Origin of the sequence: Rhodococcus sp. AD45-ID, from assembly GCF_003023755.1 — a bacterium.
Classification (GTDB): domain Bacteria; phylum Actinomycetota; class Actinomycetes; order Mycobacteriales; family Mycobacteriaceae; genus Rhodococcus_F; species Rhodococcus_F globerula.
Window position 1 is genome coordinate 984,262 of record NZ_PYHL01000003.1, and the last position, 20,343, is coordinate 1,004,604.

General features: G+C 62.6%; 21 protein-coding genes. 12 read left to right on the forward strand and 9 right to left on the reverse strand.

Going from position 1 to position 20,343, the window contains the following annotated elements:
- The first annotated feature begins 4 nt into the window (after nt 1-4).
- Together C7T36_RS28770 and C7T36_RS28775 are read left to right on the forward strand one after the other, a co-directional pair.
- Complete coding sequence (locus C7T36_RS28770) at nt 5-847, forward strand: SDR family oxidoreductase (protein ID WP_033234535.1); 843 nt, start codon at nt 5-7, stop codon at nt 845-847.
- Between the two features lie 89 nt (nt 848-936).
- Nucleotides 937-1,680 carry an enoyl-CoA hydratase/isomerase family protein gene (locus C7T36_RS28775; RefSeq protein WP_033234534.1) on the forward strand — a complete coding sequence of 248 codons (744 nt, stop codon included), beginning with the start codon at nt 937-939 and terminating at the stop codon, nt 1,678-1,680.
- A gap of 51 nt (nt 1,681-1,731) precedes the next feature.
- Here the strand turns inward: C7T36_RS28775 and C7T36_RS28780 are convergent, their stop codons facing one another.
- Both C7T36_RS28780 and C7T36_RS28785 read right to left on the reverse strand, forming a co-directional pair.
- Complete coding sequence (locus C7T36_RS28780; protein WP_033234533.1) at nt 1,732-2,949, reverse strand: acetyl-CoA C-acetyltransferase; 1,218 nt, start codon at nt 2,947-2,949, stop codon at nt 1,732-1,734.
- Nucleotides 2,950-3,072: 123 nt separating this feature from the next.
- Entirely contained in the window at nt 3,073-4,041 is a 969-nt protein-coding gene (locus C7T36_RS28785) for an SGNH/GDSL hydrolase family protein (RefSeq protein ID WP_045069350.1), read from the reverse strand.
- A 71-nt stretch (nt 4,042-4,112) separates the two neighbouring features.
- On the opposite strand from C7T36_RS28785, the gene C7T36_RS28790 reads away from it, so the two are divergent.
- Genes C7T36_RS28790 through C7T36_RS28800 form a run of 3 tightly spaced genes read left to right on the forward strand, consistent with a single transcriptional unit; the run spans nt 4,113 to nt 7,310 of the window.
- The gene (locus tag C7T36_RS28790) at nt 4,113-5,498 is read left to right on the forward strand and encodes a cystathionine beta-synthase (RefSeq protein ID WP_033234532.1); all 1,386 of its coding nucleotides are present in this window, start codon (nt 4,113-4,115) and stop codon (nt 5,496-5,498) included.
- Between the two features lie 40 nt (nt 5,499-5,538).
- Entirely contained in the window at nt 5,539-6,093 is a 555-nt protein-coding gene (locus C7T36_RS28795) for a hypothetical protein (RefSeq protein WP_106939834.1), read from the forward strand.
- Nucleotides 6,094-6,137: 44 nt separating this feature from the next.
- Nucleotides 6,138-7,310: a cystathionine gamma-synthase gene (locus tag C7T36_RS28800; protein ID WP_045069354.1), complete on the forward strand. Its 1,173-nt coding sequence runs from the start codon at nt 6,138-6,140 to the stop codon at nt 7,308-7,310.
- Nucleotides 7,311-7,363: 53 nt separating this feature from the next.
- Here the strand turns inward: C7T36_RS28800 and C7T36_RS28805 are convergent, their stop codons facing one another.
- Nucleotides 7,364-8,161: an FAD:protein FMN transferase gene (locus C7T36_RS28805; RefSeq protein WP_045069355.1), complete on the reverse strand. Its 798-nt coding sequence runs from the start codon at nt 8,159-8,161 to the stop codon at nt 7,364-7,366.
- Nucleotides 8,158-8,457, reverse strand: a complete 300-nt coding sequence (locus tag C7T36_RS28810; RefSeq protein WP_239654783.1) for a hypothetical protein — start codon at nt 8,455-8,457, stop codon at nt 8,158-8,160. Before C7T36_RS28810 ends, C7T36_RS28805 begins: the two co-directional genes overlap by 4 nt.
- A 144-nt stretch (nt 8,458-8,601) precedes the next feature.
- Between C7T36_RS28810 and C7T36_RS28815 the strand changes: the two genes are divergently transcribed.
- On the forward strand, nt 8,602-9,669 hold the full coding sequence (locus C7T36_RS28815) for a bifunctional lysozyme/C40 family peptidase (protein WP_052683597.1): 1,068 nt from the start codon (nt 8,602-8,604) through the stop codon (nt 9,667-9,669).
- Between the two features lie 61 nt (nt 9,670-9,730).
- On the opposite strand, the gene greA is transcribed toward C7T36_RS28815, so the two are convergent.
- Nucleotides 9,731-10,225 carry a transcription elongation factor GreA gene (gene greA, locus C7T36_RS28820; RefSeq protein WP_033234619.1) on the reverse strand — a complete coding sequence of 165 codons (495 nt, stop codon included), beginning with the start codon at nt 10,223-10,225 and terminating at the stop codon, nt 9,731-9,733.
- Between the two features lie 287 nt (nt 10,226-10,512).
- Nucleotides 10,513-10,938, reverse strand: coding sequence for a DUF4307 domain-containing protein (locus tag C7T36_RS28825; RefSeq protein ID WP_033234528.1), 426 nt, complete (start codon nt 10,936-10,938; stop codon nt 10,513-10,515).
- Nucleotides 10,939-11,122: 184 nt separating this feature from the next.
- Here C7T36_RS28825 and mca point away from each other — a divergent pair, with 184 nt between their 5' ends.
- The 3 genes from mca to C7T36_RS28840 are packed head-to-tail and all read left to right on the forward strand — an operon-like array spanning nt 11,123 to nt 14,341.
- Nucleotides 11,123-11,995 carry a mycothiol conjugate amidase Mca gene (mca, locus tag C7T36_RS28830; protein WP_033234618.1) on the forward strand — a complete coding sequence of 291 codons (873 nt, stop codon included), beginning with the start codon at nt 11,123-11,125 and terminating at the stop codon, nt 11,993-11,995.
- Nucleotides 11,996-11,997: 2 nt separating this feature from the next.
- On the forward strand, nt 11,998-12,312 hold the full coding sequence (locus C7T36_RS28835; protein WP_033234527.1) for a hypothetical protein: 315 nt from the start codon (nt 11,998-12,000) through the stop codon (nt 12,310-12,312).
- Nucleotides 12,313-12,331: 19 nt separating this feature from the next.
- Nucleotides 12,332-14,341 carry a thioredoxin domain-containing protein gene (locus C7T36_RS28840; protein ID WP_033234526.1) on the forward strand — a complete coding sequence of 670 codons (2,010 nt, stop codon included), beginning with the start codon at nt 12,332-12,334 and terminating at the stop codon, nt 14,339-14,341.
- 29 nt (nt 14,342-14,370) lie between these two features.
- Here the strand turns inward: C7T36_RS28840 and C7T36_RS28845 are convergent, their stop codons facing one another.
- On the reverse strand, nt 14,371-15,879 hold the full coding sequence (locus tag C7T36_RS28845) for an aldehyde dehydrogenase family protein (protein WP_033234525.1): 1,509 nt from the start codon (nt 15,877-15,879) through the stop codon (nt 14,371-14,373).
- Nucleotides 15,880-16,006: 127 nt separating this feature from the next.
- Here C7T36_RS28845 and C7T36_RS28850 point away from each other — a divergent pair, with 127 nt between their 5' ends.
- Entirely contained in the window at nt 16,007-17,149 is a 1,143-nt protein-coding gene (locus tag C7T36_RS28850) for an acyl-CoA dehydrogenase family protein (protein WP_033234524.1), read from the forward strand.
- Nucleotides 17,150-17,158: 9 nt separating this feature from the next.
- Nucleotides 17,159-17,851, forward strand: coding sequence for a GntR family transcriptional regulator (locus C7T36_RS28855; protein ID WP_033234523.1), 693 nt, complete (start codon nt 17,159-17,161; stop codon nt 17,849-17,851).
- Between the two features lie 16 nt (nt 17,852-17,867).
- On the opposite strand, the gene C7T36_RS28860 is transcribed toward C7T36_RS28855, so the two are convergent.
- Nucleotides 17,868-18,488, reverse strand: coding sequence for a TetR/AcrR family transcriptional regulator (locus C7T36_RS28860; RefSeq protein ID WP_052683598.1), 621 nt, complete (start codon nt 18,486-18,488; stop codon nt 17,868-17,870).
- Nucleotides 18,489-18,635: 147 nt separating this feature from the next.
- On the opposite strand from C7T36_RS28860, the gene C7T36_RS28865 reads away from it, so the two are divergent.
- Complete coding sequence (locus C7T36_RS28865; RefSeq protein WP_045069871.1) at nt 18,636-19,418, forward strand: oxygenase MpaB family protein; 783 nt, start codon at nt 18,636-18,638, stop codon at nt 19,416-19,418.
- 16 nt (nt 19,419-19,434) lie between these two features.
- Here C7T36_RS28865 and C7T36_RS28870 read toward each other — a convergent pair whose 3' ends face one another.
- Complete coding sequence (locus tag C7T36_RS28870; protein ID WP_045069357.1) at nt 19,435-20,340, reverse strand: oxygenase MpaB family protein; 906 nt, start codon at nt 20,338-20,340, stop codon at nt 19,435-19,437.
- Nucleotides 20,341-20,343: the final 3 nt, after the last annotated feature.

Sequence of the window (20,343 nt, forward strand, 5' to 3'; positions counted from 1 at the left end):
TGTCATGTCTGAAAAGAAGGTGTGGTTCATTACCGGCGCTGGTCGAGGAATGGGTGTCGACATCGCCCAAGCCGCGCTCGCCGCCGGACATTCGGTCGTCGCGACGGGACGAAACGCGGACCGGGTCGAGAAGGCTATCGGTGCACATGAGGAGCTACTCGCCGTTGCTCTCGATATCACCTCAACCGAAGCGGCGCAGGCGGCAGCTGCGACTGCAGTCGAACGATTCGGTCGAATCGACGTGTTGGTCAACAACGCCGGAAACTTCTACGCCGGTTACTTCGAGAACATCAGTCCTGAACAGTTCCGGGCGCAGATGGAAACCAATTTTTTCGGCCCGCTCAACGTGACTCGTGCTGTCCTCCCCGTCATGCGGCGCCAGCGCAGAGGTCAGGTCATCACCATCACGTCCACTGCCGGTCTGATCGGTCAGGAGTTCTGTGCCGCCTACGCCGCATCGAAGTTCGCTCTGGAAGGGTGGATGGAGTCTCTGCGCTTCGATCTCGAGCCGTACGGCATCAGCACGATGGCTGTGGAGCCCGGGTTCTTCCGGACGGAACTGTTGGTCGAAGGCTCGTCCACGATCTGGCCGGAGCTCGAGATCGAGGACTACGCGGAACGTACTGCTCAGACGATCGAGGCGTGGAAGATCATGAACGGACAGCAGGGAGGCGACCCCAAGAAGCTCGCCCGAGCTCTCGTTACTCTTTCCGACTCGGAGACATTGCCGCTGCGATTCGTCGCCGGCACTGACGCAATAAGCGGAGTCGAGCAGAATCTCGTCGTCATTTCGGGCCAGATCGATGCGAACCGTGGCCTTTCGGAATCTCTGTCCTACGACTCCTGACAACTTCTTTTGTCGGTGCGACCGGGTTACGGTGCTTGGGATACCTAGCAGTTGCTTGGTTCCTCTACCTGAAGGGCGTGCGTATATCCATGTCGACACCTGTACTCGTCTCGGACAACGGATCTGTACGGACAGTGACGTTCAACAAACCGGAGCGACTCAACGCTTTTGATGCCGCAGGCTTCCGGGCTCTGACCAAAGCGCTCGACGACGCGGCCGCAGATTCAAGAGTCGCGGTGGTGGTGATCGAGGGTGCGGGCAAGGCATTTTCGAGCGGAGTGGACCTGCGCGCGCTCTCCGCACCTGGGGCGGACACCGCTGATTTCGGACACGCATTTGCTCCTTTGATCGTGGCGCTGGTGGAGTTCCCGAAGCCGCTCGTCGCTGCCGTGCACGGCGCCGCTGTCGGCATCGGTCTGACGATGCTGCTCTTCTGCGACGTCGTCTACGTTGCCGACGACGCTCGGTTGCGTGCTCCGTTCACATCACTCGGAACAGTGCCCGAAGCGGCAAGTAGTTGGATGCTGCCCAAGGTGATCGGCGCGCAACGCGCGTCCGAACTTCTGTTGACGGCTAGGTGGCTCAGTGGAGTAGAAGCAGCCGAGATCGGCATTGCGGTCGCGGCAGTTCCGGCTGATCAGCTACATCCCCGAGCGATGGAGGCTGCGTCGCAGATCGCCGGCAATGTCGGGCCCGCAGTCCTGGCCGCGAAAAAGCTACTGCGCCAAGGATGGTCAGAGGAAGCCCGAGCGGCGGTCCAACGCGAAGACGATGCCGCGCGCGAGCTGATCCGCGAGTTGGGAAGTTTTGCTCAGAAATTCACGACTACCTGAAAACGGCCGCCCGGCAGAAGCCGGGCGGCCGTTTTCGACGTGCTCAGTAGATCAGCTGAGGCGCTCGATCACCATTGCCATGCCCTGTCCGCCGCCGACACACATGGTCTCGACGCCGAAGGTCTTGTCCTGCTCGCGCAGGTTGTTGATCAGGGTGTTGGTGATACGTGCACCGGTCATACCGAAGGGGTGGCCGAGTGCGAGTGCACCGCCGGAGATGTTGAGCTTGTCCTCGTCGATGCCGAGCTCACGAGCAGATCCGATGACCTGGACCGCAAATGCCTCGTTGATCTCGAACAGGTCGATGTCGGAAATCGACTTGCCCGCGAACTTCAGAGCGTTCTTGACGGCCTGGATCGGGCCGAGGCCCATGATCTCGGGGGACAGACCCGAGACGCCGGTGGAGACGATGCGGGCGAGGGGCGTCAGGCCCAGCGCCTTGGCCTTGGTGTCGGACATGATCACCAGAGCGGCAGCGCCGTCGTTGAGCGGGCAGGCGTTGCCTGCGGTGACGGTGCCGTCGGGACGGAAGACGGGCTTGAGGCCGCTGATGCCTTCGTAGGTGGTGCCGGCGCGCGGGCCGTCATCCTTGGAGACGACGGTGCCGTCGGCGAGGGTGACCGGGGTGATCTCACGCTCGAAGAAGCCACGGTTGATGGCTTCCTCTGCGCGGTTCTGGCTGCGAACAGCGAAGCGGTCCTGATCTTCGCGGCTGATGCCGGTAGCGGAGGCAACGTTCTCTGCCGTCTGGCCCATGCCCAGGTAGACGTCGGGGAGCAGGCCCTCTTCGCGAGGATCGGTCCAGGCGACTCCACCTTCGGCGAGCTTGGCGCTACGCGCCTGCGCTGCGTCGAAGAGCGGGTTCTTGGTGTTCGGCAGGCCGTCTGCGTTGCCCGTGACAAAGCTGGAGACGGACTCGACGCCGGCGGAGATGAAGACGTCACCCTCGCCTGCGCGGATGGCGTGCAGTGCCATACGGGTGGTCTGCAGCGACGAGGAGCAGTAACGGTTGACCGTCACGCCGGGGAGGAAGTCGTAGCCCAGCTGAACTGCGACGACGCGGGCGATGTTGAAGCCCGACTGTCCGGCAGGCTGACCGCAACCCATGATGAGGTCGTCGATCTCGGTGGGGTCGAGCTCGGGGATCTTCGCCAGCGCGGCTGCAACCATCTGGGTGGCGAGGTCATCGGGGCGGATGTCCTTGAGTGAACCCTTCATTGCGCGGCCGATGGGCGACCGTACTGCTGAGACGATTACTGCCTCGGGCATGAAAACTCCTTTTGTGTACTGCGTGGTCGGCGCAGACGACTGCGCGACGAGCAGGGCAAGATGAATGCAGCTTCGACTGCCAATTTACGTTGCCGACCCGAAAACAGGGGCACGGAGTCTCACTCAGTCGTCGCCAAGCTCCTGTACTGCGGGTTTCGGGTGGCCGATCCACCCAACGCGGTGCAGAGCAGTGGATACGCGGGCAGCCATCGTCTGTGCCTGTGCGGCGTCCGAGATCTGGGGGAGATCGGGGAGTGGTCCGCCAGTCCATTCGCCTAACGCCGCAGCGAGCACCGGCACGATCTGGCGGGCCGCGAGCTCGTAGCCGGCCGCCGACGGGTGGAACCGATCAGCCGAGAACATCGTGTCAGGCGAAGCGAGGAATTCTTTTGCGAGCAGATCGGCCAGCGGAACAGGATGCCCACCCGCAGCTCTTGTCGCCGACGCCTGCGCTGCCGCCAAACGATGTCCCCACTCGCGTACGACGGTTCGCAGCGGTTGTGGGATCGCGGTGACCACCCCCAGATCGGGACACGTGCCGACCACGACGACGGCGCCGCTCTCACGCAAGCGCCGTACTGCGTCACCGAGACGCCTGGCCGATGCTCGAATAGCGTTCTTGGCAGTCACGTCGTTTGCGCCGATCAGGATCACCGCCGCGTCCGGCGCCGCCCCGGCAATGAACATGGCGTCGACCTGGCCACTCAAACCGCGCGACGTGGCGCCGCCGATAGCCTTGGTACTCAGGCGGATTCGCTTCCCGGTCTCCTCCGAGAGGAGTTTTGCGATCCGCACCCCCGGTACCTCGTCCGCCGTCACGGCGCCAACACCAGCGGCTGACGAATCGCCGAAAATCATCAGATGGAGGTCGAACGGAACGCCGCGCCACCACCGCTCCGGTGCGTCGATGCCCGGCGAATACACACCGTCCGCTTCGGGTGGTTTGGAGACATTGCGTCCGATCAAGCCGCGTGCGGCACCGGCCTGCGACATCAGGTACTGGTACGCCAACCACGTCGCCGTGCCGGCGCTCGACCCGGCCACCACTGTGGCCACCGACGCTTTCACTCCGGTCCGACTCACAGTGGTCAATCTAGCCGGATCGCCGCACCTTCGCCCGACGTCTACGCGCAGCGATTCGCCGGATCTGGGAACATGGAGCGATGCGCATCGCGGAACACGTCGTAGACCTCATCGGCAACACCCCACTCGTCAAACTCACGTCCGTCACGGGCGAGAACTACGGCACTGTGGCAGCCAAGGTCGAATACCTCAACCCGGGCGGTAGCTCCAAGGACCGTATCGCCGTCAAGATGATCGACGCGGCGGAGGCCTCCGGAGAATTGAAGCCGGGCGGCACCATCGTCGAACCGACGTCAGGCAACACCGGAATCGGTTTGGCGCTCGTCGCTCAGAAACGCGGATACAAGTGCGTGTTCGTCTGCCCCGACAAGGTCAGCGAAGACAAGCGAAACGTTCTGCGTGCTTACGGAGCCGAGGTAGTCGTCTGCCCCACAGCCGTCGCACCCGAGCACCCCAACAGTTACTACAGCGTCTCCGATCGGCTCACCCGTGAGATCCCGGGTGCCTGGAAGCCCAACCAGTACTCCAACCCGGGCGGACCGGCAAGCCACTACGAGACCACCGGCCCCGAGATCTGGGCAGACACCGACGGCAAGATCACGCACTTCGTCGCCGGCGTCGGCACCGGTGGAACCATCACCGGCACCGGCCGCTACCTCAAGGAGGTGTCGGGCGGCAAGGTCAAGGTTGTCGGCGTCGACCCCGAAGGTTCCGTCTACTCCGGCGGCACGGGTCGTCCGTACCTGGTCGAAGGTGTCGGCGAAGATTTCTGGCCCACGGCTTACGATCCGTCCATTCCGGACGAGATCATCGCCGTGTCGGATGCGGACTCCTTCGAGATGACGCGTCGTCTGGCCCGTGAAGAAGGCCTGCTGGTCGGTGGATCGTGCGGCATGGCTGTCGTCGCGGCACTCGAGGTCGCCAAGCGCGAAGGCCCCGACGCACTTGTTGTCGTACTCCTTCCCGACGGTGGCCGCGGCTACCTGTCCAAGATCTTCAACGATCAGTGGATGGCGTCGTACGGTTTCCTGCGGACTCCGCTCGACGGCAAGGCAAACGTCCCCACCGTGGGCGACGTGCTGCGCGGAAAGTCGGGCGAACTGCCCGATCTCGTGCACACGCACCCGTCGGAAACCTTGCGTGACGCCATCGAGATCCTGCGTGAATACGGTGTGTCACAGATGCCGGTGGTTGGTGCCGAACCGCCCGTCATGGCAGGTGAGGTGGCCGGCAGTGTCACCGAACGTGATCTGCTCAGCGCAGTCTTCGAAGGCCGTGCGCAACTTGCCGATTCGGTCGAAAAGCACATGAGTGCGCCGTTCCCGCTCATCGGATCGGGCGAGCCGGTCTCGGCCGCGACCAAGGCACTCGGCGATACTGACGCCCTCATGGTCGTAGACGACGGTAAGCCCGTCGGTGTCATCACCCGCCACGACCTTTTGGGATTCCTCAGCGCCGGATCCTGAGACATCCGAGTTTGTCCCCCGGAAGGTAGGGTCAGCGCCCATGGGGGACAAACTCGTCGGATATATCGGTGTTCTTGCGGCAGTACTGGTGACAACGGCCTGTAGTTCGACGGTTGCCGGCACTCCGCAAGCAGCATCGGGGGCAAAGGTAGCGGTGTCGACTAGCGCCCCGTCTGGGAAGTCGACTACCGCCGAAACGGCGCCGACGACGGTTAGGCCGACGGCATCGCTCGCTCCGGCCTTCTCAGGCTCGGTGAAATGCTCGACCCTCATGCCGGCAGTCCGTGACATCGTCGAACCGTACGGCGCCCCCAACGACATGCCGAACGGGTGCATCTGGATGGACGGCGGCAGGTCCATCGCCATCACGTCCTTTACGATGACCAACTCGCAGAGTACGCGCGAGACGATGGCAAAAAGTGGATACGACCTGCAGGACCCGCGACTGAGAAGTTTGGGTGCGGTTGCCAAAGGTGGTCTGACGATCACTGTTCTCTCTCCCGAACACATGACCATGGTGATGTACAGCCCCGACCTCGCCGAGACCGCCGCGTTGGATGCGGCAATCAGAGTCGTGGAGTTGGTCGAGAACTGACACAGCCGCCCTGCATCGGCGAGGTGGCTACTAGTCTGGTGGGCATGAGCGAGCAACGCAGCAAGGCCGACAACATCAGCTGGCAGGGTTTCTCCACGAAAGCGGTACACGCGGGCTACGAGCCCGATCCGCTGACCGGTGCCGTCAACGTTCCGATCTACGCGAGTTCCACCTTCGCGCAAGACGGTGTGGGTGGGATGCGCAGTGGATTCGAGTACGCGCGCACGGGCAATCCCACTCGTCGACCGCTCGAAGCGAACCTGGCGGCACTCGAATCAGGTAGCTACGGTCGGGCTTTCAGCTCGGGCATGGCTGCCACTGACTGCCTCCTCCGATCCGTTCTGCGCCCGGGTGACCACCTCGTCATCCCAGACGACGCTTACGGCGGAACCTTCCGACTCATCGACAAGGTCTTCACGCAGTGGGGCATCGAGTACACCCCGGCTCCGGTCTCGGACGTCGACGCGGTACGCGCAGCGATGCGACCCAACACCAAGCTGGTGTGGGTGGAAACACCCACGAACCCACTGCTCAACATCGGTGACATCGAACTCCTGGCCGAGGTTGCGCACGAGGGCAATGCAAAGATCGTGGTGGACAACACCTTTGCCTCGCCCTACTTGCAGCAGCCCCTGCAGTTGGGCGCCGACATCGCTCTGCATTCCACTACCAAGTACATCGGTGGACACTCCGATGTGGTCGGTGGCGCACTGGTCTGCGACGACGAAGAGCTCGACCACGCTTTCGCGTTCCTGCAGAACGGTTCCGGCGGCGTTCCCGGTCCGTTCGACGCCTTCCTCACGCTGCGCGGCATCAAGACATTGGCATTGCGGATGGAGCGTCACAGCGACAACGCCGAAAAGGTTGTCGAACTGCTCGACGGGCACCCCGCCGTCGCGAGCGTCATCTACCCGGGTCTCGCCTCGCATCCGTCGCACAAGGTTGCGGCCAAGCAGATGCGGCGATTCGGCGGCATGATCTCCGTGCGGCTCAAGGGTGGCAAGGCTGCTGCTCTCGACTTGTGCTCACGTACCGAAATCTTCACGCTCGCAGAATCTCTCGGCGGCGTCGAATCGCTCATCGAGTTCCCGGGCGCTATGACCCACGCGTCGACGGCCGGTTCGGCGCTCGAAGTTCCCGACGACCTGGTCCGTCTGTCGGTTGGTATCGAAGATGCCTCCGACCTGGTCGGCGATATCGAGCAGGCGCTGGCGTAACTCTGTGCTGTGCGCCTTTGTCAACCGCGGGCGGTTGACAAAGGCGCACAGTGTCAGTCGTCCGGCCACCCCGCCAGGGTGGTGACCCGGAACTCCTGGTCGACCAGGCGGGCCGGGCGATCCAGCTTGTGCAGCCAATCGATGGCGGAGCCGCTCATTCCTACGGCTACCCGGCTCAGTGCTGCTGCCTCCGCACAGGATTCGGCTATCACCGATACCGTGCGCCACATCGATGTTGCCGTCGATTCCCGGGCAAGCGGCTTGACGGTGCTGGCCGTCGCGATGCCGCACCCCGAAGGAACGGCAACCTGACACGTGGGGTCACCCGGGAGATCTTGAACCTGAATCTGCCAGCCGCCTTCCGGCGACGGTCCGGCCACGGCTATGTCTCCGCCCAAGGCAACGAGAACCCCGCAGCCGAGAAGTTGGGCTGTGGTTGCGGCGCAATGGTCAGCCGAACTGGCGCGCGCAGTGGCGGATAGATCGAGGACAACGTCGGCCGGGCTGAACACCCGGTTGCTCTCGACGCGGATCTTCCACCAGGAGTGTGGATCTCGCGAGCCCCCCGTTGGGGTGAGTTTGCCGTCGGTGAGGCGCGCGATCGCGAGTGCGTCCGTGAGGAAATGCGCAAACATCGGCGTTATGGGGGCGCCGTCGACCTCGAGAGCCGGGCCGGATCCGAATGTGCGGATCTCGGAGTCTGCGCGATCGCGATTGGTGGCCGCGTCGGCAGCGCTCAGATAACCCCGCACGAGACTGGCTGCGGAGGCGAGGGCACCGGGATCGGTGACGACTACGCGTGCCTGGACGCCCCAGGTGAGCCATTCGGTTGCGGCGCGTGGTGCGTTCACGAACCGTTCGAGACGGCGTCCGGAACTCCGAACCCGCTGGCTACGACCAGCCGTGATGCGGCCGCATGCTTCGAGGTGGTGTCGGTGGAGATGGCCGTCGTGGTGGAACTGTCGGTGGGGTTGGAAACGAGGGATAAGCCACCACTTGCGATGGCGCCCGCAACAGCCGTCGCAGCAAGCGCGAGGTGAACGGGTCGGTATGCCGAGGTGCGAGCCCGAGTGGGCCGTGTCCGATCGTCGCTCATGTCCACAGCCTGCCCGCCGAACCTGAGAAAAGCCTTGGGGTATGTGGTCATTTGGGTAACGTCTGACGTGATAAATGAGACATTGGTTACAGGTTGGTGTGCCACCGGAGATATCGAATGCATGTTCGAAACCCTAGGCGGTGCCACCGACAGGTTCGGCCGGCTCGTGGATCGATCAGTTACCGGAGGTTTTTGATGGCAGTGAGTGTCCTGGCGATCACTGTGTCGATCGGTACTGCACTGGGGGTGATAGGAGCAACACTGGGGACGCCCGCAGAGGCGAATGCAGCTCCCGCCGCGGAAATCTCACTCGCGGCCTGGGGCGGGCCGGTGCGAGCACAAGAGAATCCGGAAGGGCTTGTGCCCTCGGTGCCGTCCAATTTCCCCGGTGCTGCTCTGGCACCGGTTGGCGCGGTCGCGGTATTCGCGCCGTGGGTCAAGAAAGCGGGCGCAATCTGCTCGGAGATCACGCCGGCTGTGGTGGCGTCGCTGTATTCGACTCGTAGCGGCTTTCAATACGGCCCCGGCGCAGAAGTGTCGGACGAGGGTGGGCGCGGACCTGGCCGATTCACCACAGCAGCGTGGACGGCGTACGGCAAGGACGGCGACGGCGACGGCAAGATGGACATCTTCGGTGTCGCAGACCCCGTGATGACGTCCGGCTACCGACTGTGTGAACTGGTGAAGCAGGCCCAGTCGTGGCAGCAATCAGGGGAGGTCCAGGGCGATACCGTCGAACTGGCGCTGGCAGCCTACGACGTCGGGCCCGAGGCAGTGCGGGCAGCGCACGGCGTTCCGCAGGATCAGACTGCGGCACCCTTCGTCGCGCAGGTCACGTCCTTGCAGGATTCCTTTGCCCTGATGCTTGCGCCGTTCAATTACAACAATCTTGCGGCCGCGGTAGGCGGTGTAGTCCAAGCCGGACTGAAATTCCTCGGACTGCCGTACGTGTGGGGCGGAGGAAACATCAACGGTCCGTCGATGGGCGGGTTCGACTGCTCGGGACTGACGTCGTACGCCATCCACGCCGCAACCGGGATCACTTTGCCACGCACGTCGGAAACCCAATGGGGTGTTGGCGTCGAGATTCCCCTCGATCAAGCGCAACCAGGTGATCTGCTGTTCGGAAACTGGCAGGCAGGCGGCCCCGGACACGTCGCGATCTACGTCGGAAACGGGCAGATGCTGCACGCGCCGACCTTCGGTGACGTAGTGAAAGTCGGTCCGATCTTCGCCGGTATGAAGGCGCGACGAGTGATCTAGGCAAGAAAAAACGTCGCCCGGACGAGTATGTCCGGGCGACGTTTGTTTCGTGTGTAACCGATCAGCTGTGGTACGGCTCCGCGCTAACGAGGGTGACCTTCATGGTGCCGCCGTTAGGCAGGTTGTACTCGCGAGTCTCGCCTTCCTTGGCCTCGAGAAGTGCGCTACCCAGCGGAGAGTTGGGGGAGTACACCTCGAGCTTGGCGTCACGCGCGCCCTCTTCGCGGGTTGCGATCAGGAAGGTCTCGGTGTCGCTCTCGTCGCCGTCGTAGTACACCTTCACTACCGAACCCGGGAGTGCAACACCGGACTGAGTGGGTGCTTCGCCGACCTTTGCGCTGTTGAGCAGATCCTGAAGCTGGCGGATACGAGCTTCCTGCTGCCCCTGATCTTCGCGTGCAGCGTGGTAGCCGCCGTTCTCCTTCAGATCGCCCTCTTCGCGACGCTCGTTGATCTCGGCGGCGATGATGGGGCGGTACGCGATGAGCTGGTCGAGTTCCTTCTTGAGCCTGTCATGTGATTCCTGCGTAAGCCAGGTCACCTGGGTCTCGGTCATCTCGATCACTCCCTAGTAGTCGGAGCCGGGGGCTCCCTCGACAGATCACTGCGACAGCAATGAACTCACCGCAACAGCACTGAACTCACTGCAACAGCAATAAACAACGGCTCGAACGCGCCTGGGCTAGGCGTGATCTTGCCGTCAGCGCTGCGCTCGACGCCAACCTGGCCGTCAATGCAGCAATACACGGTTCCACCCGGAACCGTGTACCAAGCAATTCTATCACGCAGGACTACCCGCCCTGTCGGAACTCAAACGTCGGGCAGGGCGGGTAGTAGGCGCAGTCAGTTTTTGGTCAGATACTCCGGGACGTCGAGGCTGCATCCGAAGACGTCGGCCATGCCTGGTGGGAGGGACGTTTTGATCTCGGTGTTGAACTCCAAGGTCTGGTACGTCGTAGCCGGAACGTAAACCTCGCGTCGACCGGTTTCGGATCCGCCCTTGGAGCGGGCGCGAACGATGCACACAGCTTCCTGGCTCGGATCGTCACGCGTGACGGTGAACCGGATCTTCATGGTCGAGTCGTCGGCGATGTCGTACGAGATCGTCTCGGTCGTGATCTCTTTCACCGAGAATTTGGTGTATCCGACGTAGGCGATACCGGTGCCCACAACGATGACGAGGGCGGTCAGAGCCCACACGATCCACTTCTTGGAACCGCCCGTGCGAGTCGCGCTCGGGTACCGATCTTGGGGAAGCGTATTACTCATCACTCTGCTCTCGAAGACTCGAGTTCGTGTTCTACGCAACCGCGGACTGGGGTCATGGCTGCATCAGGAACTCTCGGGTGGAACTATAGAGGACGCGCCCACTGGCGCTGCCGGTAGGTTTGACGGCAAGAGTTCGGAGCAGACGCCGGTAACGGCTACAGGTGAAGTTGAGGTGAACGAACACGTGAGCGGATTCCGGCTCATGGCCGTCCATGCCCATCCCGACGACGAGTCGAGCAAGGGTGCGGCCACCACCGCCCGTTATGCAGCCGAAGGCCATGAAGTGATGGTCCTGACGCTCACCGGGGGTGAACGTGGCGACATTCTCAACCCGGCCATGGATGTCCCCGGCGTCCGCGACCGCATCAGCGAGGTGCGCCAGGAAGAAATGGCGGAAGCTGCGCGGATTCTGGGCGTCAAGCACCGCTGGCTGGGCTTCGTCGACTCGGGCCTGCCCGAGGGTGATCCGTTGCCGCCGCTTCCGGAGGGCTGCTTTGCGCTGGTGCCGCTCGAGGAATCGACGCGCGCACTCGTCAAGGTGTTCCGCGAATTCCGTCCGCACGTCATCACGACGTACGACGAGAACGGTGGATACCCGCACCCCGACCACATTCGGTGCCACGAGGTGTCGATGGCTGCGTACGAAGCGGCTGCCGACCCGGAGTATCATCCCGAGGACGGCGAACCGTGGGAGATCAAGAAGGTCTATTACTCGCACGGCTTCATCCGTAAGCGTCTCGAACTCTTCCAGGAGGAGTACGAGCGCCGCGGCGAGCCGTTCCCCATGGCGGATTGGCTCAAGAAGTGGAAGACCGAGCGCGGTGACATGATGGTCCGGGTCACCACCCAGATCGCCTGCGGCGATTACTTCCCCCAGCGCGACGACGCTTTGCGTGCGCATGCGACGCAGATCGACCCCAATGGTTCGTTCTTTGCGGTGCCGCTCGATATTCAGCAGAAGATCTGGCCCACAGAAGAATTCGAACTCGCGAAGACGCGGGTTTCTACGTCCATCCCGGAAACCGACCTGTTCGCAGGTCTTGAAGAGGACGTCTGAAAGTGAATGCACTATCCGCCGAGTTGGTAATCGGCACAACACAATTGCTTGCACAGAGCCCGAGTAACCCCTCGGGCCCTGAGTTCGGCAAGTCGTCGCCGGTCGGACTGGTTGTCGTCTTGGCATTGTTCATCGGTGTGATCCTGTTGGTCGTGTCGATGAACCGTCAGCTCAAGAAGTTGCCGGAAACTTTCGAACCCGAACACCCGGAAGCCGATCAGCAGTTGGATGAAGGAACGGATCGTGGTGCGATCGCCACGCCGGAAACGGATGCCGGCGACGCATCAGCCGAGAAGACTCCCAAGCACGATTCCTGACGCGAGCGAGGTAGGGCACATGGACCCACGGATGAAGAACAATCTGGGTGGGTCCACCAGTCCCTACCTTCGTCAGCACGCCGACAATCCGGTCCACTGGCAGCAGTGGGGGCCGGAGGCCATGGAGTGGGCACACGAACGTAACGTGCCGATTCTGTTGTCGATCGGATACTCGGCGTGCCACTGGTGCCACGTGATGGCCCACGAATCGTTCGAGAACGGCGACATTGCGGCGGTCATGAACGACAACTTCGTCTGTGTGAAGGTGGACCGCGAAGAGCGGCCTGACATCGACGCCGTCTACATGAATGCCACGGTCGCGATGACCGGTCAGGGTGGCTGGCCGATGACGTGTTTCCTGACTCCTGACGGTTCGCCGTTCTACTGCGGCACGTACTACCCGCCGGCGCCGCGTGGTGGAATGCCTTCGTTCATACAGCTTCTCGAAGCGATTGCCGAGACATTTGCCAACCGTCGCGGCGAGGTCGACGATGCTGCGTCGTCGATCGTGACGGAGTTGGCGCGCGCGTCGGGTGGAATCCCGTACAGCGGTGCGCCGATCGATGCCGCGCTCCTCGACGCAGCGGGCCAAGCAGTATTGGCGGATGAGGACCTGCCCCGCGGCGGTTTCGGCGGCGCCCCGAAGTTTCCGCCGTCCGCGTTGCTCGAAGGACTGCTGCGGCAGTTCGAGCGGACCGGTTCGAACAATATTCTCGGTGGACTGCAGCGCACTGGTGAAGCCATGGCGCGCGGTGGCATCTACGACCAGTTGGGCGGCGGTTTCTCCCGTTACTCCGTCGACGCGGAGTGGGTGGTTCCGCATTTCGAGAAGATGCTCTACGACAATGCGTTGCTGCTCCGGTTCTACGCGCACTGGGCACGTCGGACGGGTTCCGAGTTGGCAGCCCGCATCACTGAGGAAACCGCAGGATTTATTCTCGGCGATCTGCGAACCGAAAACGGCTGCTTCGCTTCGGCTCTGGACGCGGACACCAACGGCGTCGAAGGATCGACCTATGTGTGGACGCCCAGCCAGCTGATCGATGCGCTCGGCGAGGACGACGGACGGTGGGCGGCAGAGTTGTTCCGCGTCACCGACGACGGAACCTTCGAAGATGGTGCATCGGTGTTGCAGTTGCTCAGCGATCCCGACGATTGGTCGCGCTGGCAGAAGGTTTCCGACGCACTGCGCGCAGTGCGAAAAGACCGTCCGCAGCCGGGCCGAGACGACAAAGTCGTGACCGCATGGAACGGGCTCAGCATCACCGCCTTGACGGAAGCCGGGCTTGCACTGAATCGACCCGAATGGATTGACGCTGCACGGGTGTGCGCGCACACCCTTCTCGGCCTGCATCTCGTTGACGGCAGATTGCGCCGCGCATCTCTCGGTGGCGTTGTCGGTGAGCCCGCCGGGGTCCTCGAGGACTACGCGGCCCTGGCCACCGGACTCCTCGCGCTGTACCAGGCAACCGGGGAATCGGAGTGGCTCGACACCGCCCGGCAGTTGCTCGACCTCACTCTCGATCATTTTGCCGACCCAGCCGAGCCCGGAAGTTGGTTCGACACAGCAGATTTTGCCGAAAGCTTGGTGACCCGACCCCGCGATCCGATGGACGGCGCAACACCGTCGGGAGCGTCAACTGTCACGGAGGCGCTGTTGACGGCGGCTGCGCTCACCGAACCCGAGCGTGCCTCCCTCTATGCCCAAGCCGTATCCGACTCACTTGCACGCGCAACGTTGCCGCTCGAGCGTGCTCCGCGCTCGGCCGGGCATTGGCTCGCGGTGGCGGAAGCATCGCTGCGCGGGCCGATCCAGGTAGCTGTTGTGGGTGACGGTGATCTGCTGGACGCGGCCCGTCGCCTCGCCCCCGGCGGCGCCGTGATCGTCGCAGGTGAGCCGGATTCCTCACCGCTGCTGGCAGATCGGCCTCTGGTCGACGGCGCTCAAGCGGCCTACGTCTGCCGAGGCTTCGTCTGTGACCGCCCGGTCACAGACGAAGCAGGCTTGGCGCTTGCGCTGGCGCACTGAGCGGGTCGCTCGCTGGCGCAGTAACCTGGTCAGGACTTGGCGTGCCGCTTTGCCAACATCCAGCGCGAGATCTTCATGTCGCGCGCCTTCCGCTCGATGGTCAGTAGATCCAGTGGTGCGCTGAACTTCTGAACTGCCATCGATTTGACGCTGCTGAACTCGCGCAGTCCGTCTGCCCCGTGGATGCGGCCGAATCCGGAATCACCGACACCGCCGAACGGGAGGGCGGCGATTCCGGCAAATCCGAGAACCGAATTGACGGTGACCACACCACATTCGAGTTTCTCGGCAATTGCCCGCCCCTTCGATGTGCTCTTCGTGAACACCGACGCGCCCAATCCGTACTTCGACGCGTTGGCGCGCTCGATGCCTTCGTTCATGTCGGCAACCTTGTTCACCACGACGCTCGGTCCGAACGTTTCCTCGGTGACCGCGGTGGAATCTTCCGGTACGTCGGTCAGGACGATCGGGTCGATGAACGGGCCGCGGAAGGACTCGAGGCCGCCGAGAACAGCTTTGGCTCCTCGGCCGAGCGCGTCTTCGATCTGACCTCGCACGATCGCCGTCTGCTTGCCCAGCGTCATGGGGCCGTAGGTCGAACCGGCGTGGGCATCGCGCAGCGCCGCAGTGAGTTTCGACAGGAAGGCGTCGTAGACCGGGGCGGCGACGTAGATGCGCTCGACACCGGCGCAGGTTTGTCCGGCGTTGCCGACCGCACCGAATGCCGCGAAGGCTACGGCGGCATCAAGGTTGGCGTCGGAATCCACCAGCATGGCGTCCTTGCCGCCGCACTCGGCAACCAGGGGAGTCAGGGTATCGGCGCAGGCAGCCATGACGCGTTTTGCGGTGGCCGTCGAGCCGGTGAACGCAATCTTGTTCACCCCGGACGAACACAGCAGTGCGCCGGTCTTGCCGTCGCCGGTAATCGTTTGGAGGACAGGATGTCCGGGTGCTGCGAGGTTCCACAGGCGGGCCAGTTCGACACCGACGCCTGGTGAGAGTTCGCTTGGCTTGAAGACGACGGCGTTGCCGGCGGCCAGTGCGTACCCGATCGACCCCATCGGTGTGTACAGCGGATAGTTCCACGGACCGATTACACCGACGACGCCCATCGGCCGATAGCCGACGGAGGCAGATTGGTTGGCGCTGATCAAGCCTGCACCGACGCGTCTGCGGCGCAACACCTTCTGTGCGTTGCGGGCGGCCCAGTCGAGATGTTCGACTGCCAACATCACTTCGAGTAGCGCGTCGTCGCTCGGCTTTCCGGTTTCCGTGGAGATGATCGACGCCATCGAATCCGCGTGGGAGGCAATGGCAGCCCGGAAGTCACCTAGGACTTTCTTTCGCCCTGCAAAACCGAGTTGATCCCACCACGCCGCTGCGGTGTGTGCTGCGGCCACGGCCTTGTCGACCGCCTGCTGATCGGCGACGGGGTACTGCGCGATCACGGTGTCATCGCGAGGGTCGAGGCTCGCGAAGGTGGGATCGCCTGACGTCGGATCTGTGGACGTGCTGTGTCGGCCGAGCTGTTCGGTCATATTTCTCAGATCCTCCAGGAGTCGACGCATCACATATATGTGATGTGATTTACTGTGCTGGTAGTCACAGTATGCGTCGGACGGAGCTCCGGCAAGCCTCCAGCCATTTCTCACCCGGGAGTTTTCGATGCACATGGATTTCACGCAGGAGCAGTCTGATTTTGCCAAGTCGGTGGCCGCGTTCTGCAAGAAGGAAAGCGGTACGCGCGAGCAGCGAGACCTGCTGACCGATCACGGAGCGCACAACCACAATCAGGCGTACTACGAGAAAATGGCGGAACTGGGATGGCTTGGACTGACCGTGCCGGAGGAGTACGGCGGATCGGCCGGCAGCACGGTTGACCTGTGCATCTTCCTCGAGGAAGCGGCCAAGGGGATGGCGCCGATCGGCGGACTCGGCCCGACGGTCATCACGGGGGCGGCATACGAGAAGTTCGGCAGTCCGGCGCAGAAGGAAGCGGTACTCGGCGGCATCGTCCGAGGGGCGTCGCAGTCGATCTCGATGTCGGAACCCGAGGCGGGCTCGGACGTCGGTAACTTGAGTTGCCGTGCCGAGAAGGTCGACGGTGGATGGCTGATCAACGGACAGAAGACGTGGTGCTCCAATGCGCACTTCGCCGAGAACATCCTGCTCGTCGCGCGTACGTCGAGAGGTGAGGGCAAGCACGAGGGCCTGACGATGTTCCACGTTCCGGCAGATATTTCCGGCCTGAAGATCAGCGGAATCGACACGATGGGCGGCAAGGAGGTCAACGACCTCTACTTCACCGACGTCCTGCTGCCTGACGACGCTGTGGTCGGCGAGGTCGGCAACGGCTGGCGTCAACTCATGGCGGGGCTCAATATCGAACGGCTCATCCTGGCGGCGATGATGCTCGGAACGGCGCAGCGGGCTTTCGATGACACCCTCGAATTCATCACCACCCGTAAGCAATTCGGGCGTCCTGTCGGTTCGTTCCAGGCGCTTCGGCACCGCGTCGCGGATCTGGCTACGGAGATCGAATGCGGCCGACTGCTGGTCTACAGCGTCGCCAGGATGGTCGACGCCAATCCGACGAAGATGTTCCCGCGCGAGGCGTCGATGGCAAAACTGAAGCTCACCGAAACCGCCAAGAAGGTTGCGCTCGAGGGCATGCAGATGATGGGCGGGTACGGTTACGCCACGGAATTCGACATGGAGCATCATGTGCGAAAGACTCTGGTGTCTTCCATTTATGGTGGTACCAACGAGATTCAGCGAGACATCATCGGCAAAACGTACGGACTGTGAGGATCGGTTGTGGCAACGTCTGCACGCACTCGGAGGGTGACGTCTGAGCTGAGGAGACGGCCACAGCTGTCCGAGGATGTGGCGAACCATGTTCGCAACCTCATCATGTCCGGGGAGGTTCGTCCGGGCGAGTTCGTTCGCCTCGACGAAACCGCAGCCGACCTCGGGGTCAGCGTCACGCCAGTTCGGGAGGCTCTGGTCGCGTTGCGCGGCGAGGGGATGGTCGAGTTGGTTCCCCACCGTGGCTATCTGGTATCGCCGCTCAGTCGCCAGGACATCGAAGACATCTTCTGGTTGCAGGGGCAGATTGCGGTCAAATTGGCGTTGCGGGCCGCTGACAAGATCACCGCTGACCAGCTTGCAGAGTTGGTCGAGCTCAATGCCGATCTACGGGCAGCGGTCGACGCGTCGGATGCGGCTGCGATCGAGCAGTGCGAATTCCAATTTCACCGCCTGATCAATCTTGCTGCGGGCGGGGCAAAATTGGCGTGGTTCCTGTTCGGTGCAATCCGCTACACCCCGGCGCGGCTGTACGCGACCGACGCGGGCTGGGGTGAGCTTGCGGTGTCGAGCCACGACAAGTTGATCGAGGCGTTCGAGAAACGAGACCTCGAGCAAGTGGACGCGCAGATGCGAGTTCAGTTCTCCGACGGTGCCGCTCGTCTGCTCGCCCACCTCGACAACATCGGCCTCTGGGACTGAGCTTCGAGTAGGGCCCTCAGGACGGCGGCATTGCCGGAGCGAGCAGGATCGCCGCACATTCGGCAACCAGTTCGTCTTCCGTGACGTCGATGTATCCGTCGAGCCATGCGCTCAGCGTTTGAGCGAGGCCGCCGACCAGGAAGGTTGCCGTCAGCGTCAGCTGGCCGCTGTCGCCGAGTCGGTAGAAGCTCTTGGCGTTGGCGGCGAGGAGACCGATGAATATCGTGGTCGACGCCCGGCGTTTCTCGACGAGGAGCGGGCTTGTGAGCGCGCTCGAGAAGAGTAGTCGCCCGCGCCTTGGGTCGCGGGCAACGGTGCGGACGATGTTGGCTATGGCCGCCACTGCCTTGTCTCGTTCGGCGTCGGCCGCGTCCACTGCTGCCTGGGTGGAGACGGCGATATCCGTGATGACCGTGTCGTACACCGCGGAGATCAGAGCGTCGCGGTCGGTGAAGCTCTCGTAGAAGTACCGGGCAGCTACACCAGCCTGTTTGCACACCCCACGCACTGTCAGTTCGGGTTCGGCTGATCCCATCAGTTCGAGCCCGGCTTCGATCAGCGTCTCGCGGCGCGCAGCGACGCGGAGGGCGCCGTCGACGCCACCGTACAAACGCGGTTGGTCATTCATGTAGACCATCTTGGCATCTCGAAGCTATTGACATCGTGAGGTTTCAGCGCTTCACTCATCTGAGAACACGCGTTCGCAGATATCCGACTCGAAGGGGTTAATGCCGTGACGGTGAGTAGAGATTCGATCGACATCGATGCTGAGGTCGAGAAGGCGATGTCCGGGTTGGGACTGTTGGCCGCCGGCGCAAACGTAATCATGCAACTTGCGCGCCCCGCGGTGGGTTACGGCGTGTACGAGAGCAAGGTCGAGACCGGCAGGTTGGACCGTCATCCGGTCAAGCGCACTCGCACAACGCTGACCTACCTGGCGGTGGCAAGCCTCGCCACCGAGGACGAGAAGAAGCAGTACCGGCGCGCAGTCAACGGAGCACACAAGTATGTCCGTTCGGACGAGAACAGTGCCGTCGAGTACAACGCGTTCGATCCCGAACTCCAGTTGTGGGTTGCTGCCTGCCTGTACCGCGGCTTCGAGGACGTCTACAAGGCACTGTACGGAGACCTCGACCCCGCAACCCAGGACGCCTTCTATCAGCGTAGTTCAAGTTTCGGCACCACCCTCCAGATGCGCCGCGACATGTGGCCGGTGGATCGAGACGCATTCGAGGTCTACTGGAACGAGAACCTGAACAAGGTCAGCATCGACGACACGATCCGTGAGCACCTGTACGGGATCGCGTCGGCTACTTTCACCCCGAAGTTGTTGCATCCCTTGGTCGGACCGCTCAATCGCTTTCTCGCGACGGGATTCCTGCCGCAATCCTTCCGGGACGAAATGCGCCTCCCGTGGTCCGAACGGAGGCAGCGCGGATTCGACCGATCGATGCGCGTCGCGGCGGCAGTCAATCGAGTTACCCCGAAGGTCATTCGCATGTTCCCGTACAACTTCTACCTGTGGGATGTGCGTCGCCGGATAGCCAAGGGGATTCCGTTGGTCTGACGGGACAGTCCACAGTTCAGACGAGGTTCTTGCTTCGCTTGATCCGGCGACGGAGGTCGCGCATCTGAATGGTGTTGCCTGCCTGCCGGATCGATCGAGGTATGAATCTGTTGACGAAGGACACGAAGATGAAGAGATGTTCGAAGCGTCGACGGTCGTCCTCGGTCCACTCGAGTCCGAGTTGGTCACGGTAGATCGGGGGAAGAAACCCGATTGTCAGAAATCGCAGCAGGTTTCGAAACACCAGGCGCAGTGGCCAGGCAATCATGCGTAAGTCGATCAGATCGTTCAGATACCGGCTGGTGCGTTCGTCGATGATCACACGTTCACAGCCGAGGTTCCAGTACCGTTCGAAATCCGCGCGCGTGGCCGGCCACATCTCTTCGGTAACCTGCAGAGTGGTTCCCAGAGTAGAGGCGGATTGGTAGAACGACTCCGCCTGTTCTTCGGACATCACACCGTGCAGCAACTGGTGACTGTCTTCGAATCCGATGAACAGGCAAGCCGCGACCCATAATTGGAGTTCACGGTTGAAGGCGTTGTACTTGACCGGGCTGTTTGCATCTGACCGTACGTGCCGGTGCACCGAGTTGACTGCTTCGCGGTACGCCAGACGCTCTTCCTCGTTACCCAGAATCGCGACAGTCAGATATTGCGTGGTGGTCCGCGCGCGTTTCCACGGATGTGCCGTCAGAGCACCTGACTCGACCTTGCTTTCCATGACGCCGTACGCCACTTCCGGCCAGCCGAGTTGCAGGACGACGTTGGCGGCGGCGCCGGCAAACGACCAGAAGTCGAGAGCATCGGTGATGTGAGCAGGTTTCCTGGCCCACCGCCGGCGCAGGCCGGTGATGGTGATTCGCGTCTGATCGGTTCGAAGTGACGACTCGGTCTGTTCGGAATCCAGGTAATGAGTGGGCATCGA

Bases quoted from the DNA above. Each gene is read 5' to 3' on its own strand.
- C7T36_RS28770 (WP_033234535.1), top strand. From the start codon at position 5: ATGTCTGAAAAGAAGGTGTGGTTCATTACCGGCGCTGGTCGAGGAATG.
- C7T36_RS28775 (WP_033234534.1), top strand. From the start codon at position 937: ATGTCGACACCTGTACTCGTCTCGGACAACGGATCTGTACGGACAGTG.
- C7T36_RS28780 (WP_033234533.1), bottom strand. From the start codon at position 2,949: ATGCCCGAGGCAGTAATCGTCTCAGCAGTACGGTCGCCCATCGGCCGC.
- C7T36_RS28790 (WP_033234532.1), top strand. From the start codon at position 4,113: ATGCGCATCGCGGAACACGTCGTAGACCTCATCGGCAACACCCCACTC.
- C7T36_RS28795 (WP_106939834.1), top strand. From the start codon at position 5,539: ATGGGGGACAAACTCGTCGGATATATCGGTGTTCTTGCGGCAGTACTG.
- C7T36_RS28800 (WP_045069354.1), top strand. From the start codon at position 6,138: ATGAGCGAGCAACGCAGCAAGGCCGACAACATCAGCTGGCAGGGTTTC.
- C7T36_RS28810 (WP_239654783.1), bottom strand. From the start codon at position 8,457: ATGACCACATACCCCAAGGCTTTTCTCAGGTTCGGCGGGCAGGCTGTG.
- C7T36_RS28815 (WP_052683597.1), top strand. From the start codon at position 8,602: ATGGCAGTGAGTGTCCTGGCGATCACTGTGTCGATCGGTACTGCACTG.
- greA (WP_033234619.1), bottom strand. From the start codon at position 10,225: ATGACCGAGACCCAGGTGACCTGGCTTACGCAGGAATCACATGACAGG.
- C7T36_RS28825 (WP_033234528.1), bottom strand. From the start codon at position 10,938: ATGAGTAATACGCTTCCCCAAGATCGGTACCCGAGCGCGACTCGCACG.
- C7T36_RS28840 (WP_033234526.1), top strand. From the start codon at position 12,332: ATGGACCCACGGATGAAGAACAATCTGGGTGGGTCCACCAGTCCCTAC.
- C7T36_RS28845 (WP_033234525.1), bottom strand. From the start codon at position 15,879: ATGACCGAACAGCTCGGCCGACACAGCACGTCCACAGATCCGACGTCA.
- C7T36_RS28850 (WP_033234524.1), top strand. From the start codon at position 16,007: ATGCACATGGATTTCACGCAGGAGCAGTCTGATTTTGCCAAGTCGGTG.
- C7T36_RS28860 (WP_052683598.1), bottom strand. From the start codon at position 18,488: ATGGTCTACATGAATGACCAACCGCGTTTGTACGGTGGCGTCGACGGC.
- C7T36_RS28865 (WP_045069871.1), top strand. From the start codon at position 18,636: ATGTCCGGGTTGGGACTGTTGGCCGCCGGCGCAAACGTAATCATGCAA.
- C7T36_RS28870 (WP_045069357.1), bottom strand. From the start codon at position 20,340: ATGCCCACTCATTACCTGGATTCCGAACAGACCGAGTCGTCACTTCGA.